Annotated in this window: 18 protein-coding genes; 11 read left to right on the forward strand and 7 right to left on the reverse strand. The window is 67.9% G+C overall.

The window, feature by feature from the left end; genetic code table 11:
• Positions 1–35: 35 nt before the first annotated feature.
• The 7 genes from VK92_RS12415 to VK92_RS12445 all read right to left on the reverse strand — a co-directional run bounded on the left by VK92_RS12415 (position 36) and on the right by VK92_RS12445 (position 6,178).
• The gene (locus VK92_RS12415) at positions 36–1,385 is read right to left on the reverse strand and encodes a zinc-ribbon and DUF3426 domain-containing protein (RefSeq protein WP_048026094.1); all 1,350 of its coding nucleotides are present in this window, start codon (positions 1,383–1,385) and stop codon (positions 36–38) included.
• 45 nt (positions 1,386–1,430) lie between these two features.
• The gene (gene prmA, locus VK92_RS12420) at positions 1,431–2,333 is read right to left on the reverse strand and encodes a 50S ribosomal protein L11 methyltransferase (protein ID WP_021161891.1); all 903 of its coding nucleotides are present in this window, start codon (positions 2,331–2,333) and stop codon (positions 1,431–1,433) included.
• A gap of 2 nt (positions 2,334–2,335) precedes the next feature.
• On the reverse strand, positions 2,336–3,703 hold the full coding sequence (accC, locus tag VK92_RS12425; RefSeq protein WP_021161890.1) for an acetyl-CoA carboxylase biotin carboxylase subunit: 1,368 nt from the start codon (positions 3,701–3,703) through the stop codon (positions 2,336–2,338).
• A gap of 84 nt (positions 3,704–3,787) precedes the next feature.
• Positions 3,788–4,261, reverse strand: coding sequence for an acetyl-CoA carboxylase biotin carboxyl carrier protein (accB, locus tag VK92_RS12430; RefSeq protein WP_021161889.1), 474 nt, complete (start codon positions 4,259–4,261; stop codon positions 3,788–3,790).
• A gap of 66 nt (positions 4,262–4,327) precedes the next feature.
• On the reverse strand, positions 4,328–4,780 hold the full coding sequence (gene aroQ, locus VK92_RS12435; protein ID WP_011350880.1) for a type II 3-dehydroquinate dehydratase: 453 nt from the start codon (positions 4,778–4,780) through the stop codon (positions 4,328–4,330).
• A gap of 194 nt (positions 4,781–4,974) precedes the next feature.
• Complete coding sequence (locus tag VK92_RS12440) at positions 4,975–5,526, reverse strand: TlpA family protein disulfide reductase (RefSeq protein WP_021161888.1); 552 nt, start codon at positions 5,524–5,526, stop codon at positions 4,975–4,977.
• A 7-nt stretch (positions 5,527–5,533) separates the two neighbouring features.
• The gene (locus VK92_RS12445) at positions 5,534–6,178 is read right to left on the reverse strand and encodes a hypothetical protein (RefSeq protein WP_042976655.1); all 645 of its coding nucleotides are present in this window, start codon (positions 6,176–6,178) and stop codon (positions 5,534–5,536) included.
• 42 nt (positions 6,179–6,220) lie between these two features.
• Here VK92_RS12445 and mpl point away from each other — a divergent pair, with 42 nt between their 5' ends.
• The 11 genes from mpl to VK92_RS12500 all read left to right on the forward strand — a co-directional run bounded on the left by mpl (position 6,221) and on the right by VK92_RS12500 (position 18,455).
• On the forward strand, positions 6,221–7,810 hold the full coding sequence (gene mpl / locus VK92_RS12450) for a UDP-N-acetylmuramate:L-alanyl-gamma-D-glutamyl-meso-diaminopimelate ligase (protein ID WP_231600734.1): 1,590 nt from the start codon (positions 6,221–6,223) through the stop codon (positions 7,808–7,810).
• Entirely contained in the window at positions 7,807–8,376 is a 570-nt protein-coding gene (locus VK92_RS12455; RefSeq protein ID WP_048026099.1) for a YqiA/YcfP family alpha/beta fold hydrolase, read from the forward strand. Before mpl ends, VK92_RS12455 begins: the two co-directional genes overlap by 4 nt.
• An 80-nt stretch (positions 8,377–8,456) precedes the next feature.
• Positions 8,457–10,553: a ribonuclease catalytic domain-containing protein gene (locus VK92_RS12460; RefSeq protein WP_048026100.1), complete on the forward strand. Its 2,097-nt coding sequence runs from the start codon at positions 8,457–8,459 to the stop codon at positions 10,551–10,553.
• Entirely contained in the window at positions 10,550–11,416 is an 867-nt protein-coding gene (aroE, locus tag VK92_RS12465) for a shikimate dehydrogenase (protein WP_048026102.1), read from the forward strand. Before VK92_RS12460 ends, aroE begins: the two co-directional genes overlap by 4 nt.
• Positions 11,417–11,430: 14 nt before the next feature.
• Positions 11,431–12,168, forward strand: coding sequence for a monofunctional biosynthetic peptidoglycan transglycosylase (gene mtgA, locus VK92_RS12470; protein WP_048026104.1), 738 nt, complete (start codon positions 11,431–11,433; stop codon positions 12,166–12,168).
• Positions 12,169–12,616: 448 nt separating this feature from the next.
• Positions 12,617–14,227: a S10 family peptidase gene (locus tag VK92_RS12475; RefSeq protein ID WP_042976644.1), complete on the forward strand. Its 1,611-nt coding sequence runs from the start codon at positions 12,617–12,619 to the stop codon at positions 14,225–14,227.
• Positions 14,228–14,306: 79 nt separating this feature from the next.
• Positions 14,307–14,705, forward strand: coding sequence for an EF-hand domain-containing protein (locus VK92_RS12480; RefSeq protein ID WP_027788419.1), 399 nt, complete (start codon positions 14,307–14,309; stop codon positions 14,703–14,705).
• A 349-nt stretch (positions 14,706–15,054) separates the two neighbouring features.
• Positions 15,055–15,954, forward strand: coding sequence for an IclR family transcriptional regulator (locus tag VK92_RS12485; protein ID WP_021161879.1), 900 nt, complete (start codon positions 15,055–15,057; stop codon positions 15,952–15,954).
• Positions 15,951–16,976, forward strand: coding sequence for a 2-dehydro-3-deoxygalactonokinase (locus VK92_RS12490; RefSeq protein ID WP_048026106.1), 1,026 nt, complete (start codon positions 15,951–15,953; stop codon positions 16,974–16,976). Before VK92_RS12485 ends, VK92_RS12490 begins: the two co-directional genes overlap by 4 nt.
• 22 nt (positions 16,977–16,998) lie before the next feature.
• A complete protein-coding gene (locus VK92_RS12495) occupies positions 16,999–17,676 on the forward strand; it encodes a 2-dehydro-3-deoxy-6-phosphogalactonate aldolase (RefSeq protein WP_048026108.1) in 678 nt (225 codons plus the stop codon).
• The gene (locus tag VK92_RS12500) at positions 17,676–18,455 is read left to right on the forward strand and encodes an SDR family oxidoreductase (protein WP_048026138.1); all 780 of its coding nucleotides are present in this window, start codon (positions 17,676–17,678) and stop codon (positions 18,453–18,455) included. Before VK92_RS12495 ends, VK92_RS12500 begins: the two co-directional genes overlap by 1 nt.
• The last annotated feature ends 30 nt before the right edge of the window (positions 18,456–18,485 follow it).

The raw sequence follows: 18,485 nt of genomic DNA on the forward strand, positions 1-18,485 counted from the left end.
GTTGAGACGGGCGCGCATGCGCGCGCCGCGGTGCGTCACGGATAGAAGATCTGGACGCGGAAATTCGAGGCGGGCGTGCCGTTCGTTTCGAGGCGGACGACCATCGTCTGCGTCGTGCCGGGCGGCAACCCGGCGTCGATCGGCGTGCCCGGGCGCACGTAGTCGCGCGGCGCGAGCACGCGGCGCACGGTCACGTGGTTGGTGTCGTCCAGCAGCGTCAGTTCGAGCGACGGGTAGGCGAGCGCGACGCGGTAGCGGTTCGTCAGCGGTACCTTCAGCTCGAGCTCGCGCGGGCCGTCGAGCTGGCGCAGGTCGGTCGCGTCGAGCCGCAGGCCGTCGATCGCGCGCGGCGGCGCGACCGTGCAGCCGAGCGGCGCGCAGGCCTGCCGGAACCAGCCCTGCGTGACCGGCCAGTGGATCATCAGCGTTTCGCGTTGCCACCACGCGAGTTGCGCGACGAGCAGCACGGCCAGCACGGCGGCGACGAGGCCGCCGAAAAAGCCGCCGAGCATTCCGCGCCGCTGCGGGGCGCGCGTCTCGCGCGTCACGGCGAAGTGGGGGCGATCGTCGTCGGTCAGCGCAGCGGGGAACGGTGCGGCCGGCGCGCTGGCGGCCGCGGCTGGTTTCTCGTCGTGCGGTGCTTTTGCGTCGGTACCGGTGTCGGGTTCGGATCCGGCCGCGGCGATGGCCGGTGCCGGCGCGAATGCAAAACGCGGTTCGCGCGGCGCGCGTTCGTCGTCCGGCACGGCGAAGTGCGCGGTGCCGAAGGGTTCGGGGGCATCGTGAGCGGTATCTGCGTCCGACGGGCGGTGCGCAACGAAGCGCGGCTCACGCGGGTCTCGCTCGACGGGTGCGGCCGATGATTCGGTATCCCGCGGTGTTTGCGTCTGCAGCGATTCGGCTGGTTGCGCGACGGCTGCGGAAGTGTCCAGCTCGGCCGGGGAGGGGGCGAACGGCGCGGGCGTGCCCGACAAGTGAACGACGCCGGCGTCGGTGGACGGAAGGGCGAGCGGTATCAGCGGCTCGGTGCGCACGGTCTGCACGTTGTGTTGCAGCGACGGGTCGACGCCGGCGTCGAGCCACGGCGCCCACATGTCCCAGCCTTCCGGCTTGTAATCGGTGTCGGAAGATGCCCCGGCCGGCGCATCGGCAGTGAACAGCCGGGCCGGCGGGGCCGGATGGTGCGTGTTGCCTTCGTCCGGCGCGGCAGCCGGTTCGGTCAGGGCCGGCTCGGGCTGCTGCGCATGCTCGGGAACGAGCGACTCGGATGCGTTGAAGACTTCGTGGCAATGCCCGCAGCGCACGAGCCCTTGATGCAGCGAGAGCTGTTCCTGCTGCAGCCGGAAGACGGTTTCGCAATGAGGGCAGCGCGTCGCAAGAAGCATGTCGAGCCGGGCGGCCTGCTGGCCAGAGTGAAGGACAGCGCTATTCTAATGGCTTTCGCGCCGGGTTCCGGCGAGGCATACCCAACCTTCGTGTTCACGCCAGACCGAGATGTCGACGTAGCGCGCGTAGACGGCCGCGACTTCGTCCGCCTGGCGCGCGAGCACGCCCGACAGCGCGATGCGCCCGCCCGGCTTGACCTTCGATGCGAGCATCGACGCCATCAGCTTCAGCGGATTCGACAGGATGTTCGCGACGACGATATCGAATTCGCCGTCCGGGCACGCATCGGGCAGCCCGTACGTGACTTCCGCACGGTTGCGTTCACTGTTCTGCCGTGCCGATTCGACGGCTTGCGGATCGATGTCGATGCCGATGACGGGGTTCGCCCCGCATTTCTTCGCGAGGATCGCGAGAATGCCCGAGCCGCAACCGTAGTCGAGCACCGATTGGCCCGGTTTCACCGACTGCTCGAGCCATTCCATGCACAGACGCGTGGTCGGATGGCTGCCGGTGCCGAACGCGAGGCCCGGATCGAGTTCGAGGACGAGCGCATCGGGATCGGGCGCATCGTGCCACGACGGCACGACCCAGATCCGCTCGCCGATCGGGATCGGCTCGAACTGCGATTGCGTGAGTCGCACCCAGTCCTGTTCCTCGACTTCGCGGACGACGAACGTCGGCGTTTCAGCGATGCCGATCTCGTTGGCAGCTGCGGCGAGCAGCACGGCCGGCTCATGCTCGGCCGCCAGCAGCGCGACCACGCGCGAGTGCTGCCACGCGGTGCGGTCGGGCACGAGGCCCGGCTCGCCGAAGAGCGGCTGTTCGTCGGGCGTGTCGGCGTCGGCGTCTTCCACGGACACCGACAGCGCGCCGAGTTCGAGCAGCGCGTCGGACAGTGCCTCCGCGTGCTCACGGGCCAGTTCGACGACGAGTTCGCGATAGCTCATGCTTACGCTTCTTCCGGTGCGACCTGCTGCTTCTGGGCGAGCCGGTTTTCGAGGTAGTGGATGCTGGTGCCGCCTTCGACGAACTTCGAATCGATCATCAGCTCGCGGTGCAGCGGGATGTTGGTCTGGATGCCTTCGACGACCATTTCGGACAGCGCGATGCGCATCCGGCTGATCGCCTGCTCGCGCGTCGCGCCGTAGGTGATCAGCTTGCCGATCATCGAATCATAGTTCGGCGGCACGAAATAGCCATTGTAGGCGTGCGAATCGACGCGCACGCCGGGGCCGCCCGGCGTATGCCACGACGTGATCCGGCCCGGCGACGGCGTGAACTTGAACGGATCTTCGGCGTTGATCCGGCATTCGATCGCATGTCCGCGGAACTGGATGTCGCGCTGGCGCAGCGTGAGCTTCTCGCCGGCCGCGATGCGGATCTGTTCCTGCACGATGTCGACGCCCGTGATCAGCTCCGATACCGGATGCTCGACCTGTACGCGCGTGTTCATCTCGATGAAGTAGAACTCGCCGTTTTCATACAGGAATTCGAACGTGCCCGCGCCGAGATAGCCCATCTTCTTGCAGGCGTCCGCGCAGCGGTCGCCGATGCGGTCGATCAGGCGGCGCGGAATGCCGGGCGCCGGCGCTTCCTCGATCACCTTCTGGTGGCGGCGCTGCATCGAGCAATCGCGTTCGCCGAGCCAGATCGCGTTCTTGTACGCGTCGGACAGCACCTGGATTTCGATGTGGCGCGGGTTCTCGAGGAACTTCTCCATGTACACCTGCGGGTTGCCGAACGCACGGCCGGCTTCCTCGCGGGTCATGTTGACCGCGTTGACGAGCGCGGCCTCGGTGTGCACGACGCGCATCCCGCGCCCGCCACCGCCGCCCGCCGCCTTGATGATGACCGGATAGCCGATCGCGCGCGCAATCTTGACGATCTCCTTCGGATCGTCCGGCAACGCGCCTTCCGAGCCCGGCACGCACGGCACGCCGGTCTTGATCATCGTCTGCTTCGCGGTGACCTTGTCACCCATCATGCGGATCGTTTCCGGGCGCGGGCCGATGAACGTGAAGCCCGACTGCTCGACGCGTTCCGCGAAATCGGCGTTCTCCGACAGGAAGCCGTAGCCGGGGTGGATCGCTTCGGCGTCGGTGACTTCCGCGGCGCTGATCAGCGCCGGCATGTTCAGGTAGCTCAGGTTCGACGGGGCCGGGCCGATACAGACGGCTTCGTCCGCGAGGCGCACGTACTTGGCTTCCTTGTCGGCTTCCGAGTAGACGACCACCGTCTTGACGCCGAGCTCGCGGCACGCACGCTGGATGCGCAGCGCGATTTCACCGCGGTTGGCAATGAGGATTTTTTCAAACATAGCGAGTATTCGTCTCTTCGAGGGGCGCGCGAACGGCGCCTGGCGAGCATCGGCGGTGCGCGGCCTGCGGGCCGCGCGGCGGATTTAGCCGATCACGAAAAGCGGCTGGCCGTATTCGACGGCCTGGCCGTTCTCGACGAGGATTTCCTTGATCACGCCGGCCTTGTCCGACTCGATCTCGTTGAGCAGCTTCATCGCTTCGATGATGCAGATCGTCTGGCCTTCCTTGACCGTGTCGCCCACCTGGACGAACGGGTCCGCGCCCGGCGACGGCGCGCGATAGAACGTGCCGACCATCGGCGACGTCACGACGTGGCCCTGCGGGGCAGCCGGTGCGGCAGCGCCGCCAGCGGCCGGCGCGGCAGCGCCTTCGGTCGGCAGCGCGACCGACGGAGCGGGCGCGCTGACTTGCGGGGCATACCCAGCCGTCGGCTGCACGTAGACCGGCGGCGCGTTCTTGACGATGCGCACCTTGCCTTCGCCTTCCGTCACTTCCAGCTCGGAGATGCCGGATTCGGAAACGAGGTCGATCAGAGTTTTCAGCTTACGAAGATCCATCGGGAATTCCCCTTTCAATACGTGAAAGCGCCGGTTAGGGGCCGGCGCTGAATCTAGATCGCGAATTCAGCCGCGCGACGTGCCTTGCAGCTTGTCCAGCGCGTACTCGAGCGCGTACAGATAACCTTTCCAGCCGAGCCCGCAGATCACGCCTTCGGCCTGGTCGGAAAAGTAGGAGTGGTGCCTGAACGCTTCGCGGCGATGCACGTTCGACAAGTGAACCTCGACGAACGGGATGCCAACGCCGGCGATCGCGTCCCGGATCGCGACGCTCGTGTGCGTATACGCGGCCGGATTGATCAGGATGAAATCGGTCTGTTCCTCCCGCGCGGCCTGGATGCGGTCGACCAGCGCACCTTCATGGTTGCTCTGGAACGACGACAGTTCGGCGCCGGCTTCCCGGGCACGCGCGGCAAGCGCCTGATCGATCTGTGCGAGCGTGACGCGGCCGTACACCTCCGGTTCCCGGGTGCCGAGAAGGTTCAGGTTGGGGCCGTGCAGCACCAGCAATCGTGTCATGGTCGCTTCTATTTCTGCGGAATTGCGCGAACTTTAGCGCTATTTAGAGAAATTTGTCTAGTTTTGCCGAACGGCCGAGCGCGCGGGACCTGCAAGAATTACCGGTGCGCATGCAAAGTAGCGGCGAATTCACGCGAAATTGCGGCGATCGACGGGCAAATCGCCCACAACGTCCGGGCCGCCGTTCGGGCGGGTTACAGCGCGTCGAGCGTCTTTTTCAGCTCGGCCGGCTGGATTTGTCCCAATTTTGTCTCGCGAATCTTGCCGGTCTGGTCGATGACGACCGTAAACGGCAACGCGCCGGCGGTATTCCCGAAATTACGGGCCAGATCGGCGCCCGCGTAACCGCTGACGAAGACGGGATAGTCGACCTTCACCTTCTGCAGAAAGTTCTTCACGTTCTGTTCGGAATCGACGCCGATCCCGATGAAACGGATGCCCTTCTGTTTGTACTGGTGCGACAGCGCGACGAGCTCCGGCATCTCCTCGACGCACGGGCCGCACCATGACGCCCAGAAATTGACGACGACCTTCTGGCCCTTGAAGGCGGACAGCGTGGCCGGCTTGCCGTCGACACCCGTCAGGGAGGCCGCCCACAACTGTTCGACCGGGCTGCCCTGCGCGGCGGGCGCGGCGACGGCAACCCCGTCATCGGCGGTGCCGCGGAACCAATGGCCGGCGGCGAGCCCGCCGGCAACGGCGGCGGCCGCGACGACCGCGAGCGCCAACATGCGTTTCATCATCATCGTTGAATCATTCCGGTTCGGAAGGGGCCTTGCCTGCTTCGACGAGCGCGCGCAGCGCGGCGGCATCCGCACGGGCGACCCGGCCGCGCGCGTCGGCCTTGACCGCGCCGCGCAGGTCGTCGCTCGCATAGAGCGCGAGATGGATGCCGATCGCATCCACGTCGCGCCGCGGGCGCCACAGGAAACTGAGCGTCTCGACGTCGGCGCGGCCCGCGAAATGCCGCGTCTCGGACACGTCGTACTGGACGTTCTGGTTCAGCAGGTAGATCGCGACGTCCTTCGGGTTGTCGGTGAATGCCTGCAAATGGATATCCGAATGCGCGTTCGCGGTGCCGTTCAGCACGGCACCCGTCACATAAGGATGGAACTCGGCGAGCCGGCGCATCCAGTCGAGCGCGACTTCGCGCAGGCGGCGCAGTTCGTCCGGCTGCGTGTCGCTCTGGAACAGCGCGATGTATTCGCGCAGTTCTTCCTCGATCTGGTCGTTATCCGGCAACCATTCGCCGGCAACGCGCGAGTCGCCCAGCAACTGGCGCGCGGCCTTGCGTTTTGCGCCGGCATAGTCGAGGCCGTCCTCCGCGATCAGGCGGGCGGCGGACTGGGCAATTTCCTCGCGGAGGCGCCGCGGGTCGACAAGAGGTTTGCGAGACATGATCCGGCAATCATACTCGATCGCCGCGGCGCCCGAGCACGGGTGCGGCGGCCTGCCGCCAGGCGTGCCGGCGCCGCCCGCGCGCATCGTTCGGGCCGCCGGGCACGGCAGGCCGTCAGTTACAATAGTGTTCTTTGTGTCGCGGCAAAAGCCGTTGGCCGGGCGCCGGCCGCGCGGCCCGTCCGGCGCGCCGCACACACATCCTTTCCGAATCGACGGCGCCCGGCGGCGCGAAAGCATTCATCTATGCACATCCACATTCTTGGCATCTGCGGCACCTTCATGGGCGGTCTCGCCGTACTCGCGCGCGAGGCGGGCCACACGGTGACGGGTTGCGACGCGGGCGTCTATCCGCCGATGAGCACGCAGCTCGAGGCGCAGGGCATCACGCTGATCGAGGGCTACGGCGCCGAGCAGATCGACCTGAAACCGGATCTGTTCGTGATCGGCAACGTCGTCACGCGCGGCAATCCGCTGATGGAGGCGATCCTCGATCGCGGCCTGCCTTACGTATCCGGCCCGCAATGGCTCGGCGAACACGTGCTCGCCGGCAAGTGGGTGCTCGCGGTCGCGGGCACGCACGGCAAGACGACCACGTCGTCGATGCTCGCGTGGCTGCTGGAAGACTCCGGTCTGAACCCGGGCTTCCTGATCGGCGGTGTGCCGCTGAACTTCGGCGTGTCGGCGCGGCTCACCGATTCGAGCTTCTTCGTGATCGAGGCCGACGAATACGATACGGCGTTCTTCGACAAGCGCTCGAAGTTCGTCCACTACCGGCCGCGCACCGCGGTGCTGAACAACCTTGAATTCGATCACGCCGACATCTTCCCCGATCTCGCCGCGATCGAGACGCAATTCCACCATCTCGTGCGCACCGTGCCCGGTGTCGGCAGGATCGTCACGAACGGCCGTTCCGACGCGCTCGAGCGCGTGCTGGCGCGCGGCTGCTGGAGCGAGGTCGAGCGGTTCGGCGTCGACGGCGGCTGGCAGGCGCTGCCGGCCGAGGACGGCGTGCCGGTCGACGAGCGTTTCGCGGTGTATTCGCACGCGGAACGCGTCGGCGAAGTCGCATGGCAGGTGCAGGGCGATCACAACCGGATGAACGCGCTCGCGGCGATCGCGGCCGCGCGCCACGTCGGCGTGCCGCCCGCGCAGGCCGCCGCGTCCCTCGCGGCGTTCCGCAACGTGAAGCGCCGCATGGAAGTGCGCGGCAGCGTGGACCGCGTGACCGTCTACGACGACTTCGCGCACCATCCGACCGCGATCGAAACCACGATCGCCGGCCTTCGTGCACGCATCGGCCGCCAGAATTCCCGCATTCTCGCCGTGCTCGAGCCGCGCTCGAACACGATGAAGCTCGGCGTGATGAAGTCGCAATTGCCGGCGAGCCTGGCCGACGCCGATCTCGTGTTCGGTTACGGCGCACCGGCCGGGCGCGACGCGCTCGGCTGGAATCTGGCCGAGGCGCTGGCGCCGCTCGGCGATCGCGCGCATGCGTTCGACGACCTGCACCTGCTGGTGAAGTCCGTCGTCGCAGCCGCCCGCCCGGGCGACCACGTGCTCGTGATGAGCAACGGCGGTTTCGGCGGCGTTCATCAGAAGCTGCTCGATGCGCTCGGGAGCCGCTCGTGATCCTGTATCTGCACGGCTTCCGGTCGTCGCCGGAATCGCAGAAGTCGCGCCAGCTCGCCGCGCGCATGGCCGAGCTCGGCCGCACCGGCGAGTGGCGGTGCCCGTCGCTGTCGGTGTCGCCGCTCGAAGCGATCGCGGTCGCGGAAGCCGAGGTGGCCGGCGCGCGCGACGTGACCGTCATCGGCAGCTCGCTCGGCGGCTATTACGCCACGTGGCTGGCCGAAAAACACGGCTGGAAGGCCGTGCTGCTGAATCCGGCCATCGTGCCGCAGCGCGATCTCGAGCAGCACCTCGGCGAACAGCCGCTGTGGCACGGCGGCGGCACGATCGTCGTCGAGCGCCATCACCTGCATGAACTCGACGCGCTGCGCGTGCCGGCAATCACGCGTGCCGAACGCTACTATCTGTTCGCGGCGACCGGTGACGAAGTGCTCGATTACCGCGAGATGCTCGCGCATTACCCGGGCGCGAAGACGCGCGTGATCGAAGGCAGCGATCACGGGATCAGCGAATTTGCCGACTATGTCGACGACGTTCTCGCGTTTTGCGACGGAAAGACGTCTTGATCCGGCCATGTGCCGATCGAATTCCCATCATCATGAGGCGCCGCGGACGCGGCGCCCGGCAGTCTGAACGAGAGTACTGAGTGAACGTTTTCTTCGAGGAATCGGGCAGTTTCAAGGCGGGCAGCGTGCTGTCGCGCCAGGGCGACGCATTTCAGGTCGAGTTGCCCGGCGGGCGGCGGGCCAAGGTGCGCGCGAAAGACGTGCTGATCGAATTCGACAAGCCGGCCGCGGGCGAACTGATGCAGGAAGCCGACACGGCCGCGCAGCAGATCGACCTGGATTTCCTGTGGGAATGCGCGCCGACCGACGAGTTCGCGTATACGGCGCTGGCCGCGGAATACTTCGGCGCGACGTACGGCCCGGTGGAGCGCGCGGCGCTGGTGTTGCGACTGCACGGCTCGCCCGTCTACTTCCGCCGCAAGGGGCGCGGCCAGTACCAGCGCGCGCCGGAAGAGCAGCTCAAGATGGCGCTCGCGTCGCTCGAGCGCAAGCGCCAGCAGGCGCTCGTCCAGGCGCAGTACGAAGAGGAGCTGAAGGCCGGCAAGCTGCCGGAAGCGTTCACGGGCAAGGTGCTCGGGCTGCTGACGCGGCCGGACAAGAACGCGATCGAATACAAGGCGATGGAAGCGGCGGCCGGTGCGCGCGGCGTGTCGCCGGCGCGGCTGATGCTCGACTGCGGCGGCATCGCGTCGCCGCGCGCGCTGCACGAGGCGCGCTTCCTCGCGGAGTTCTTCCCGCACGGCACGGGCTTTCCGGCCGTCACGGTCGGCCCGCTGCCGGACGACCTGCCGCGCGCGGACGTCGAGGCGTTCTCGATCGACGACATCACGACGACCGAAATCGACGACGCATTCTCGGTCGAGCATCTCGCCGACGGCCGCGTGCGCATCGGTGTGCACATCGCGGCGCCGGCGCTCGGCATCGTGCGCGGCGACGCGATCGACGCGATCGCGCGCACACGCCTGTCGACCGTCTACATGCCGGGAGACAAGATCACGATGCTGCCGGACGACGTCGTCGACGTGTTCACGCTGAAAGAGGGCGACTACCGTCCGGCACTGTCGCTGTACATCATCGTCAACCGCGAAACGCAGGAGATCGTCGCGAACGAGACGCGCGCCGAGCTCGTGTTCGTGAAGAACAACCTGCGACACAACAACCTCGACGAGCTCGTCAACGAAGAGACGCTCGCGGCCGGCACCGGCGACTATCCGCACAAGGACGACATCGCCGTGCTGTGGCCGCTCGCGCAGGCGCTGTTCGAGAAGCGCCAGGTCGCGCGCGCGGGTTACGGCCTGAAGCGCGAGGTGCAGCGCAACACCGACTACAACTTCTACGTCGAAGGCGAGCACGTGACGATCACGCCGCGCCGGCGCGGCTCGCCGCTCGACCTGATCGTGTCGGAGCTCGCAATTCTCGCGAACTCGACGTGGGGCGCGTTCCTGCACGATCACACGGTGCCGGGCATCTACCGCTCGCAGCGCGGCTTCGGCGCACCGGGCCCGAAGCGCACGCGGATGCAGACGACGGCCGCGCCGCACGAAGGTCTCGGTGTCGCGCAGTACGCATGGAGCACGTCGCCGCTGCGCCGCTACGTCGACCTCGTGAACCAGTGGCAGCTGCTCGCGTGCGTGCAGCACGGCGTCACCGCGAAGCTCGCCGCACCGTTCAAGCCGAAGGACGCCGACCTGTACGCGGTCGTGCAGGGCTTCGACGACACGTATACGGCCTACGCCGACTACCAGCGCCGGATGGAGTACTTCTGGTGCCTGCGCTGGCTCGCGCAGGAGCAGAAGAAGCAGGTCGTCGCGAGCGTGGTGAAGGGCGATCTCGTGCGCCTCGAGGAAATTCCGCTGCTGCTGCACGTGCCGGGGCTCGGCGTGCATGCGCGCGGCACGCGCGTGCTGCTCGACGTGATGTCGCTCGACGAGCTGACGATCGAGGCATCGGTGCGGTTGCTGAACGTGCTCGATGCGCCGACCGTGACGAGCGGCGACGCGGCCGACGAAGAGGATGACGCCGAAAGCGGCGACGACACGCTGATCGACGCCGAAGACGCAACGGCCGAAACCGAGGCGGAAGCGCTGGCGGAGGCGGACGGCGCAGCTGCCGGCGAAGGCGGTGAAGGCGGCGAAGCCACGGGCGGCAACGCCGAAGAAGAGGGGCGCGCATCATGACCGCAGCTGCGTCGACGAGCGGCGCCGACCGCTATGTCGTGTTCGGCAACCCGGTGGCGCACAGCAAGTCGCCGTTCATCCACGCGCAGTTCGCCGCGCAGACGGGTGAGCCGGTCGACTACGCGCACCGGCTCGCGCCGGTCGACGGCTTTGAAGCCGCCGTGCGCGCCTTCGTCGCCGAAGGCGGTCGCGGCGCGAACGTGACGGTGCCGTTCAAGCTCGAGGCGCATGCGCTCGCCGACACGCTGTCGCCGCGCGCGGCGGCGGCGGGCGCGGTGAATACGCTGCGCATCGACGCCGACGGCCGTATCCATGGCGACAACACCGACGGCGTCGGCCTCGTGCGCGACATCGAGGCGAATCTCGGCGTGTCGCTGGCGGGCGCGCGCATCCTGCTGCTCGGCGCGGGCGGTGCGGCGCGCGGTGTCGTGCTGCCGCTGCTCGACCGCGCGCCGCTGTCGATCACGATCGTGAACCGCACCGCGAGCAAGGCCGAGGCGCTCGTCGGCCAGTTCATGCAGGCCGCCCACGATGCAGGCTGCACGCTCGCGGGCGGCGGCCCGGACGTCGTGCGCGCGGAGCCATATGACGTGGTGATCAACGCGACGGCCGGCAGCCTCGATGCCGCGCTGCCGGAGTGCGACGCGGCCGCGTTCGGCGCGGGCACGCTCGCGTACGACATGATGTACGGCGCGCAGCCGACGGTGTTCATGCAGCATGCGGCGTCGCTCGGCGCGCGCACCGCCGACGGGCTCGGGATGCTCGTCGAGCAGGCGGCCGAATCGTTCTTCATCTGGCGCGGCGTGCGGCCGGACGGCGCGCCGGTGCTGGCCGCGCTGCGCCAGGCGCTCGCGGCGAGCTGAACGGGGCGCGGCACGTGGTGGCGGTGAGCGGCACGCAGCACACGCGGACGGTGAGCCCGACGCGCTGGATCGTCTATGCGGGATCGGTGTTCGCGGGTGCGTGGTTCGCGACGCAACTGTTCTATCTCGTACAGATCGCGCTGTGGTCGTTCGTGAACCCGGGCTCGACCGCGTTCATGCGCACCGACGCGTGGTGGCTGTCGCGCGACAAGCCGCCCGCGCAGATCCAGCACCAGTGGGTGCCTTACGACCAGATCTCGCGCAACCTGAAGCGCGCGCTGATCGCGTCGGAAGACTCGACCTTCGCGACCAACAACGGCTACGACGTCGACGCGATCCTGCAGGCGTGGGAGAAGAACAAGGCGCGCGGCCGGATCGTCGCGGGCGGCTCGACGATCACGCAGCAGCTCGCGCGCAACCTGTTCCTGTCGCGCGAGAAGAGCTACATCCGCAAGGGGCAGGAGCTCATCATCACGTGGATGCTCGAAACGGTGCTCGACAAGGAGCGGATCTTCGAGATCTACCTGAATTCCGTCGAGTGGGGACGCGGCGTGTACGGTGCCGAGGCGGCCGCACGCTATTACTACCGGATTCCCGCGAGCCGGCTCGGCGCGTGGCAGTCGGCGCGCCTCGCGGTGATGCTGCCGAAGCCGCGCTGGTTCGACGCGCACCGCGGCTCGGCCTACCAGGCGCAGCGCGCGGCAGTCATCGCCCGCCGGATGGGCGCGGCCGAACTGCCGCAATCGGAGTGAACGGCGCGAGCGCGCCGTCACATTGACCGTTTCGATGCCCGTGCGCCGCACGCGGGTCGCTTGCATGCCGTTTGTGCGCTGCAGCGCATGCGTGTCGCGCGCATTTCGGGTCACATCCATTAGACGAATCCGTCTATTTCGCTTTGCTGAGCAATGCTCGCGATCACGCGTGTTTGTTGGCTGATATGGCACGAAATCCTGGATTTTTTAGTATTCCCGGGTAAACGCGAAAGTCCGTGAAAGGTGCGTGAAATGCAACGTTTCGCAAACCGAAGCATTCCTGAAAGGTGTGCGCCGCACCGGCCGCCGGCCAAATATTTCAAAATTTTTCAAAGCTGACGGGCTCGCGTATATTGGCCAGCGCCTCGGCTTATCGGCCGCGATCGAGGCGGGGGGCGGCTTATCCGGCTGCTCGATACAAAAAACATCCGAGAGAAGGAAAGCAACGATGCCAGCGAGCAAAGCGAAGCTGTTGTTGGGAGTGGTGTTTTCTTCGCTGATTCTGACGGCCTGCAACGACGACGTGACATCGTCCGCCGCTGCCGGCGCCGACAACTCAGCCGATCCCGCCGGTCAGGTGGACAAGGCGTACAACGATCCGAACAGTTATTCGTCGAGCGCGAACGCGTCGCTCGACGCCTCCGCCGCGGTTGAAAAGGCCGCCGTCACGCATCACCAGATCACGCTGAACGGCAAGACGATCCGCTACACGGCCACGGCCGGCCACCTCGTCGCGCGCAATCCGCAGACGGGCGCGCCCGAAGCGTCGTTCTTCTATGTCGCCTATACGGCCGACAACCAGCCCGCGGCGAAGCGGCCCGTCACCTTCCTGTACAACGGCGGCCCCGGCTCGGCATCGGTGTGGCTGCACCTCGGCTCGTTCGGCCCGCGCCGGATCCAGACGGGCGACCCGAACGCGAACACGTCGACGTTCCCGTTCGTCGACAACCAGGAAAGCCTGCTCGACACGACCGACCTCGTGTTCGTCGATGCGATCGGCACCGGCTTCTCCGAAGCGATCGCGCCGAACACGAACCAGACGTTCTGGGGCGTCGACCAGGACGGCGGCGCGTTCCGAGATTTCGTCACGCGCTACCTCGCCGTGAACCAGCGCAGTGCATCGCCGAAATACCTGTTCGGCGAATCGTACGGCACGCCGCGCACCGACGTGCTCGCGAACCTGCTCGAGACGGCGGGCGTGAAGCTCGACGGCATCGTGCTGCAGTCGTCGATCCTGAACTACAACACGAACTGCGACATGGCGAGCGACTACATCGGCAACTCGAACAACGGGTCGAGCCCGGTGAGTTGCGCGGGTTTCGTGCCGTCGTATGGCACCGTCGGTGCGTACTACCAGCTCGACAACCCGAACCCGTCGAACCTGCCGCAGTATGCGGACCAGATGCGCCTGCTGACGGCCGGCAGCTACGCGCCCGCCGTGAACGCGTACCTCGCGAGCCATACGCCGCCGCCGCCGGCCCTCGTCACGACGATGGTGAATTCGACCGGCGTGAAGCAGTCGCTGTGGAATGCGGACTTCAACGTGATCCCGACCTTCTTCGACAACAGCTTCCAGCTGTCGCTGATCCCGGGCACGCTGATCGGCCGCTACGACGCGCGCGTGAACGTGCCGGTGTCGAGCCCGCTTGCCGCGGACGGCGATCCGTCGAGCTCGTTCATCACGAAGCCGTTCACCGACACGATCGGCCAGTACCTGCCGAACGAGCTGAAGTACACCGCGCAGTCGGCGTATTCGTTGAGCAGCAACGCGATCAACACGTGGGACTGGACGCACGACGGGCTCGCGATGCCCGACACGATCCCCGATCTCGCCGCGGCGCTGGCGCTGAACCCGCAACTGAAGGTGCTGTCGCTGAACGGGTATCACGACATCGCGACGCCGTTCTACCAGACCGAGCTCGACCTCGCGCGGCTCGGCACGCAACCGAACCTGACGATCAGGGACTATCAGGGCGGACACATGGTCTATCTCGACGATACGTCGCGTCCGCAGGAGAAAGCCGACCTCGTGACCTTCTACAACGCGGCCGCGCACTGATGCTGCGTCGGCCGGCGACAGGCGCCCGCGGTGGCGCCGCGCCGGCCGTCGACGACCTCATTCCAGACTGGAGCCTGATATGAAGAATCGTTTCATCGTCGTTGCCGCGGCGCTCGCATGTGTCGGCGCCGCAGCATCCGTATCCGCGTTCGCGCAGGCGAGCGACGCCGCCGCGCCGGCGCGCGCGCGCCAGGCGCAGCTCGGCGATCCGTACGTGCCGCCGGCCGCGCGCAAGCCGACCGCCGGCACGCAGACGACGGGCGCCGCGCTGCATGCGCAGGTGGTGCGCAAGCTCGCGCGGCAGTTCAGCGCGGCCGACTCGCAGAACACGGGTTCGATCACCGAATCGCAGGCGCGCGCGGCCGGCCTCGGTTATGTCGCGAACCACTTCCGGCAGATCGACTCGAGCGGCAACGGCCGCGTGTCGTTCGCGGACGTACAGCGCTACATGCAGGCACGCAGCACGAGCCAGCAGTAAGCGCGGCGAGCGGTGAACCAACGGGGGCGGAACCTGCGATACGGCGGGTTCCGCCCCCGTGCACATGGCGCAGCCGTTATGGCGTGCCTGCCGCGGATTCCCGTCGAATTCTCATTATCTGGACAACGCATTCAAATATTGGAGACGAGTGCGTGCGCTCCTACAATCCGAAGCACATCGACAGCTTCGGACCCACGCATCGCGCGGCGCCCGACGCACACGGAGACACCTTCCATGAAGTTCGCCGGGCGCTTTATTCGGTGCATCGACCGCCGCCTCGACGCAATGCCGGACGCAGTTCCGGCGTCGCGCGAACGGCTTCACCGGTTCCGTTGAAGAAGCCCGCCCCATGACCAAGATGCCCGACTCCCTTGCCCTCGACGCCCGGCGCGCGACGCCGGACGATGCGTCGCTGACCGACAGCATCGGCGCGACCAGCACGCCGCTCGATCTCGCTGCCCAGCAGGCCGGTACGCAGACGCTGCTGCGCGGTCTGGCGATCCTCGAGGCGATCGCGAACGGCGCGCGCGACATGCGCGCGATCGGCGCCGCACTCGGTACGACGCGCAGCACGACGCATCGCCTCGTCAGCAGCCTCGTGCAGGCGCGCTACCTGCGCCAGGTGCAGGGCGGCTACCTGCTCGGCCCGAAGCTGATCGAGCTCGGCACGATCGCGCTTGAGCAGATGCCGCTCACCGCGGTCGCGCGCCCGCACCTCGAAGCGCTCGCGGAAGCGACGCTCGACACGATCCATCTCGGCGTGCGCGACGGCGACGACGTGCTGTACATCGACAAGATTCCCGGTACGCGCGGCCTCGAGATGCGCTCGCGCGTCGGCCACCGGATGCCGCTCGCGTCGACCGGCATCGGCAAGGCGATGATGCTCGACCTCGATCCCGACCTGTGGCGCTCGCTGTTCGAGGCCGCACGGCGCGCGCTGGCCGGCGTCAACTTCAAACCCGACAACCGGCCCGAGACGAGCGCGTTCCTGCAGCGCATGGCCCATTACGCGGCCGGCGGCTATACGTTCGACCTCGAGGAGAACGAGGCGTCGATCCGCTGCGTGGCGGCGCCGATCCGTGACGCATCGGGCGCGGTCGTCGCGGCGGTGTCGGTGGCGAGCACGATTCCGTACATGCCGCACGACCGGATGGACGAACTGATTCCGCTCGTGCAGCGCGAAGCGCGAGCCATTTCCGCGGAACTGGGCTGGAGCCCGCCGCAGGGTACCCGCAGGATCAAACGATGACGACTTCGACCCGGCCCGTTCCGGACGCTACCTCCGCCACCCCGTCGCTGATCGCGCTCGACTGGGGCACGACCTCGCTGCGCGCGTATCTGTACGACGCGCACGGCGCGCTCATCGACACGCGCAGCCGCCCGGCGGGCGTCATGCATGTGCCGGGCGGCGGCGCGCGCGCGTTCGACGCGGTGTTCGAGGAAGCCTGCGGCGACTGGCTCGACCGCTCGCCCGGCCTGCCGGTGCTCGCCGCCGGGATGGTCGGCAGCGCGCAGGGCTGGCGCGAGGCGCCGTATGTCGCGGTGCCGGCCGGCGCCGACGCGCTCGTCGCGGGCCTCATCACGGTGACGACCTTGCGCGGTACGACGGTCTCGATCGTGCCGGGCGTGATCGCCACGGGAGAACTGCCCGACGTGATGCGCGGCGAAGAAACGCAGATAGTCGGCGCACTCGCGAGCGATCCCACGCTTGGCGCAGATCGTTCAGGGGTACTGATCGGCTTGCCGGGCACGCATGCGAAATGGGCGTGGGTGACGAACGGGCTGATCGAGCGGTTCCAGACCTTCATGACCGGCGAGCTGTTCGCGGTGCTGCGCGACCACACGATCCTCGGCCGCACGATGCGCGCCGGTGCGTCGCCCGATCGCGCGGCGTTCGTGCGCGGCGTATCGGTCGCGCGCGGCGCGCGGCACACGGGGCTGCTCGCGACGATTTTCAGCACGCGCACGCTCGGCCTGACCGACCGGCTCGCGCCCGATGCGCAGGGCGACTACCTGTCCGGCCTGCTGATCGGCCATGAGCTCAACGCGCTCGACGCGATGCTCGCGGAGCGCGGCATCGCGCTCGCGCACCAGCCGCTGCTGCTGATCGGAGACGACGGTTTGTGCGCGCGCTACGCCGATGCGCTTCAGGAATTCGGCCACCCGCACGCGCGAGTCGTCGCGCATGCGACCGAGCGCGGCCTGTGGCGGATCGCGTCACGCGCCGGGCTCGTGCGCGCGGACGGCGAGCCCGTCTGCGCCGACCAATGAATCGATTGCAGAGGAACCCCTGATGCCGTCCGACCTTACGTTACCCGCGCCGTACACGCCTCACGCCGCACTGATGCGCGCGTTCGACGCGTGTCCGCTGATTGCGATCCTGCGCGGGATCACGCCCGCCGAAGCGGCCGACCACGGCCGTGCACTGTACGAAGCCGGCTTCCGGATCGTCGAGGTGCCGCTCAATTCGCCGGACCCGTTCGGCAGCATCGCGGCGCTGCGGCGCGCGCTGCCCGACGACGTGATCGTCGGCGCGGGCACGGTGCTGCGCGCGGAGTACGTCGATCGCGTGCAGGATGCGGGCGGTTCACTGATCGTGATGCCGCACAGCGATGCGGCCGTGATCCGCCGCGCACGCGAGCGCGGCCTCGCGAGCGCGCCGGGTGTCGCGACGCCGACCGAAGCGTTCACGGCGCTTTCGAACGGTGCGGACGTGCTGAAGATGTTCCCGGCCGAGCAGTTGGGCGTGATCGTCGTGAAGGCGTGGCGCGCGGTGATCGACCGCGCGGTGCCGCTGATCCCGGTCGGCGGGATTGCACCCGACAACATGCAGCCGTTCCTCGCGGCCGGCGCGAACGGCTTCGGGCTCGGTTCGGCGCTGTACCGGCCCGGCCAGCCGGCCGACGAGACTGCCGCGAACGCGCGTGCGTTCCAGGCTGGCCTGCGTGCGGCGCGCGGCGGAGCCGCATGATGGGCCGCCTCGCGGACAAGGTCGCGATGGTGACGGGCGCGGGCCGAGGCATCGGCGCCGCGATCGCCCGCGCGTTCGTTCGCGAGGGCGCGGCCGTCGCGCTCGTCGATCTCGACCTCCCGCAGGCGCAGCGCACGGCCGCCGGAATTGCACACGACATCGCCGGCGCGCGCGTCCTGGCGCTGCAGGCGGATGTCGCGCGCCAGGATGCGGTGCGCGATGCCGGGGCGCGCACCGAGGCGGCGTTCGGCCCGCTCGACGTGCTCGTGAACAACGCGGGCATCAACGTGTTCGCCGATCCGCTGACGATGACCGACGACGACTGGCGCCGCTGCTTCGCGGTCGACCTCGACGGCGTGTGGCACGGCTGCCGGGCGGCGCTGGAAGGGATGGTCGAACGCGGTCGCGGCAGCATCGTGAACATCGCGTCGACGCATGCATTCAGGATCATCCCGGGCTGCTTTCCGTACCCGGTCGCGAAGCATGGCGTGCTCGGTCTCACGCGTGCGCTCGGCATCGAATACGCGGCGCGCAACGTGCGCGTGAACGCGATCGCGCCGGGCTACATCGAGACGCAGCTCACGCGCGACTGGTGGGACGCGCAGCCGGATCCGGCCGCCGCGCGCGCCGACACGCTCGCGCTGCAGCCGATGAAGCGGATCGGCCGGCCCGAGGAGGTCGCGATGACGGCCGTGTTCCTGGCGTCCGACGAGGCGCCGTTCATCAATGCCGCATGCATCACCGTCGACGGCGGGCGTGCGGCGCTGTACCACGACTGACACGATTGACGTAGCGATTCGAAAGACCGC

The organism is Burkholderia sp. LK4 (assembly GCF_001043615.1).
GTDB classification, from domain to species: Bacteria; Pseudomonadota; Gammaproteobacteria; order Burkholderiales; family Burkholderiaceae; genus Burkholderia; species Burkholderia cepacia.

Coding starts and splice junctions, on each gene's coding strand:
- aroE (WP_048026102.1), top strand. CDS start 10,550: ATGACCGCAGCTGCGTCGACGAGCGGCGCCGACCGCTATGTCGTGTTC.
- VK92_RS12495 (WP_048026108.1), top strand. CDS start 16,999: ATGCCGTCCGACCTTACGTTACCCGCGCCGTACACGCCTCACGCCGCA.
- accC (WP_021161890.1), bottom strand. CDS start 3,703: ATGTTTGAAAAAATCCTCATTGCCAACCGCGGTGAAATCGCGCTGCGC.
- VK92_RS12475 (WP_042976644.1), top strand. CDS start 12,617: ATGCCAGCGAGCAAAGCGAAGCTGTTGTTGGGAGTGGTGTTTTCTTCG.
- VK92_RS12480 (WP_027788419.1), top strand. CDS start 14,307: ATGAAGAATCGTTTCATCGTCGTTGCCGCGGCGCTCGCATGTGTCGGC.
- VK92_RS12500 (WP_048026138.1), top strand. CDS start 17,676: ATGGGCCGCCTCGCGGACAAGGTCGCGATGGTGACGGGCGCGGGCCGA.
- VK92_RS12490 (WP_048026106.1), top strand. CDS start 15,951: ATGACGACTTCGACCCGGCCCGTTCCGGACGCTACCTCCGCCACCCCG.
- VK92_RS12440 (WP_021161888.1), bottom strand. CDS start 5,526: ATGATGATGAAACGCATGTTGGCGCTCGCGGTCGTCGCGGCCGCCGCC.
- accB (WP_021161889.1), bottom strand. CDS start 4,261: ATGGATCTTCGTAAGCTGAAAACTCTGATCGACCTCGTTTCCGAATCC.
- VK92_RS12485 (WP_021161879.1), top strand. CDS start 15,055: ATGACCAAGATGCCCGACTCCCTTGCCCTCGACGCCCGGCGCGCGACG.
- VK92_RS12415 (WP_048026094.1), bottom strand. CDS start 1,385: ATGCTTCTTGCGACGCGCTGCCCTCATTGCGAAACCGTCTTCCGGCTG.
- aroQ (WP_011350880.1), bottom strand. CDS start 4,780: ATGACACGATTGCTGGTGCTGCACGGCCCCAACCTGAACCTTCTCGGC.
- VK92_RS12445 (WP_042976655.1), bottom strand. CDS start 6,178: ATGTCTCGCAAACCTCTTGTCGACCCGCGGCGCCTCCGCGAGGAAATT.
- prmA (WP_021161891.1), bottom strand. CDS start 2,333: ATGAGCTATCGCGAACTCGTCGTCGAACTGGCCCGTGAGCACGCGGAG.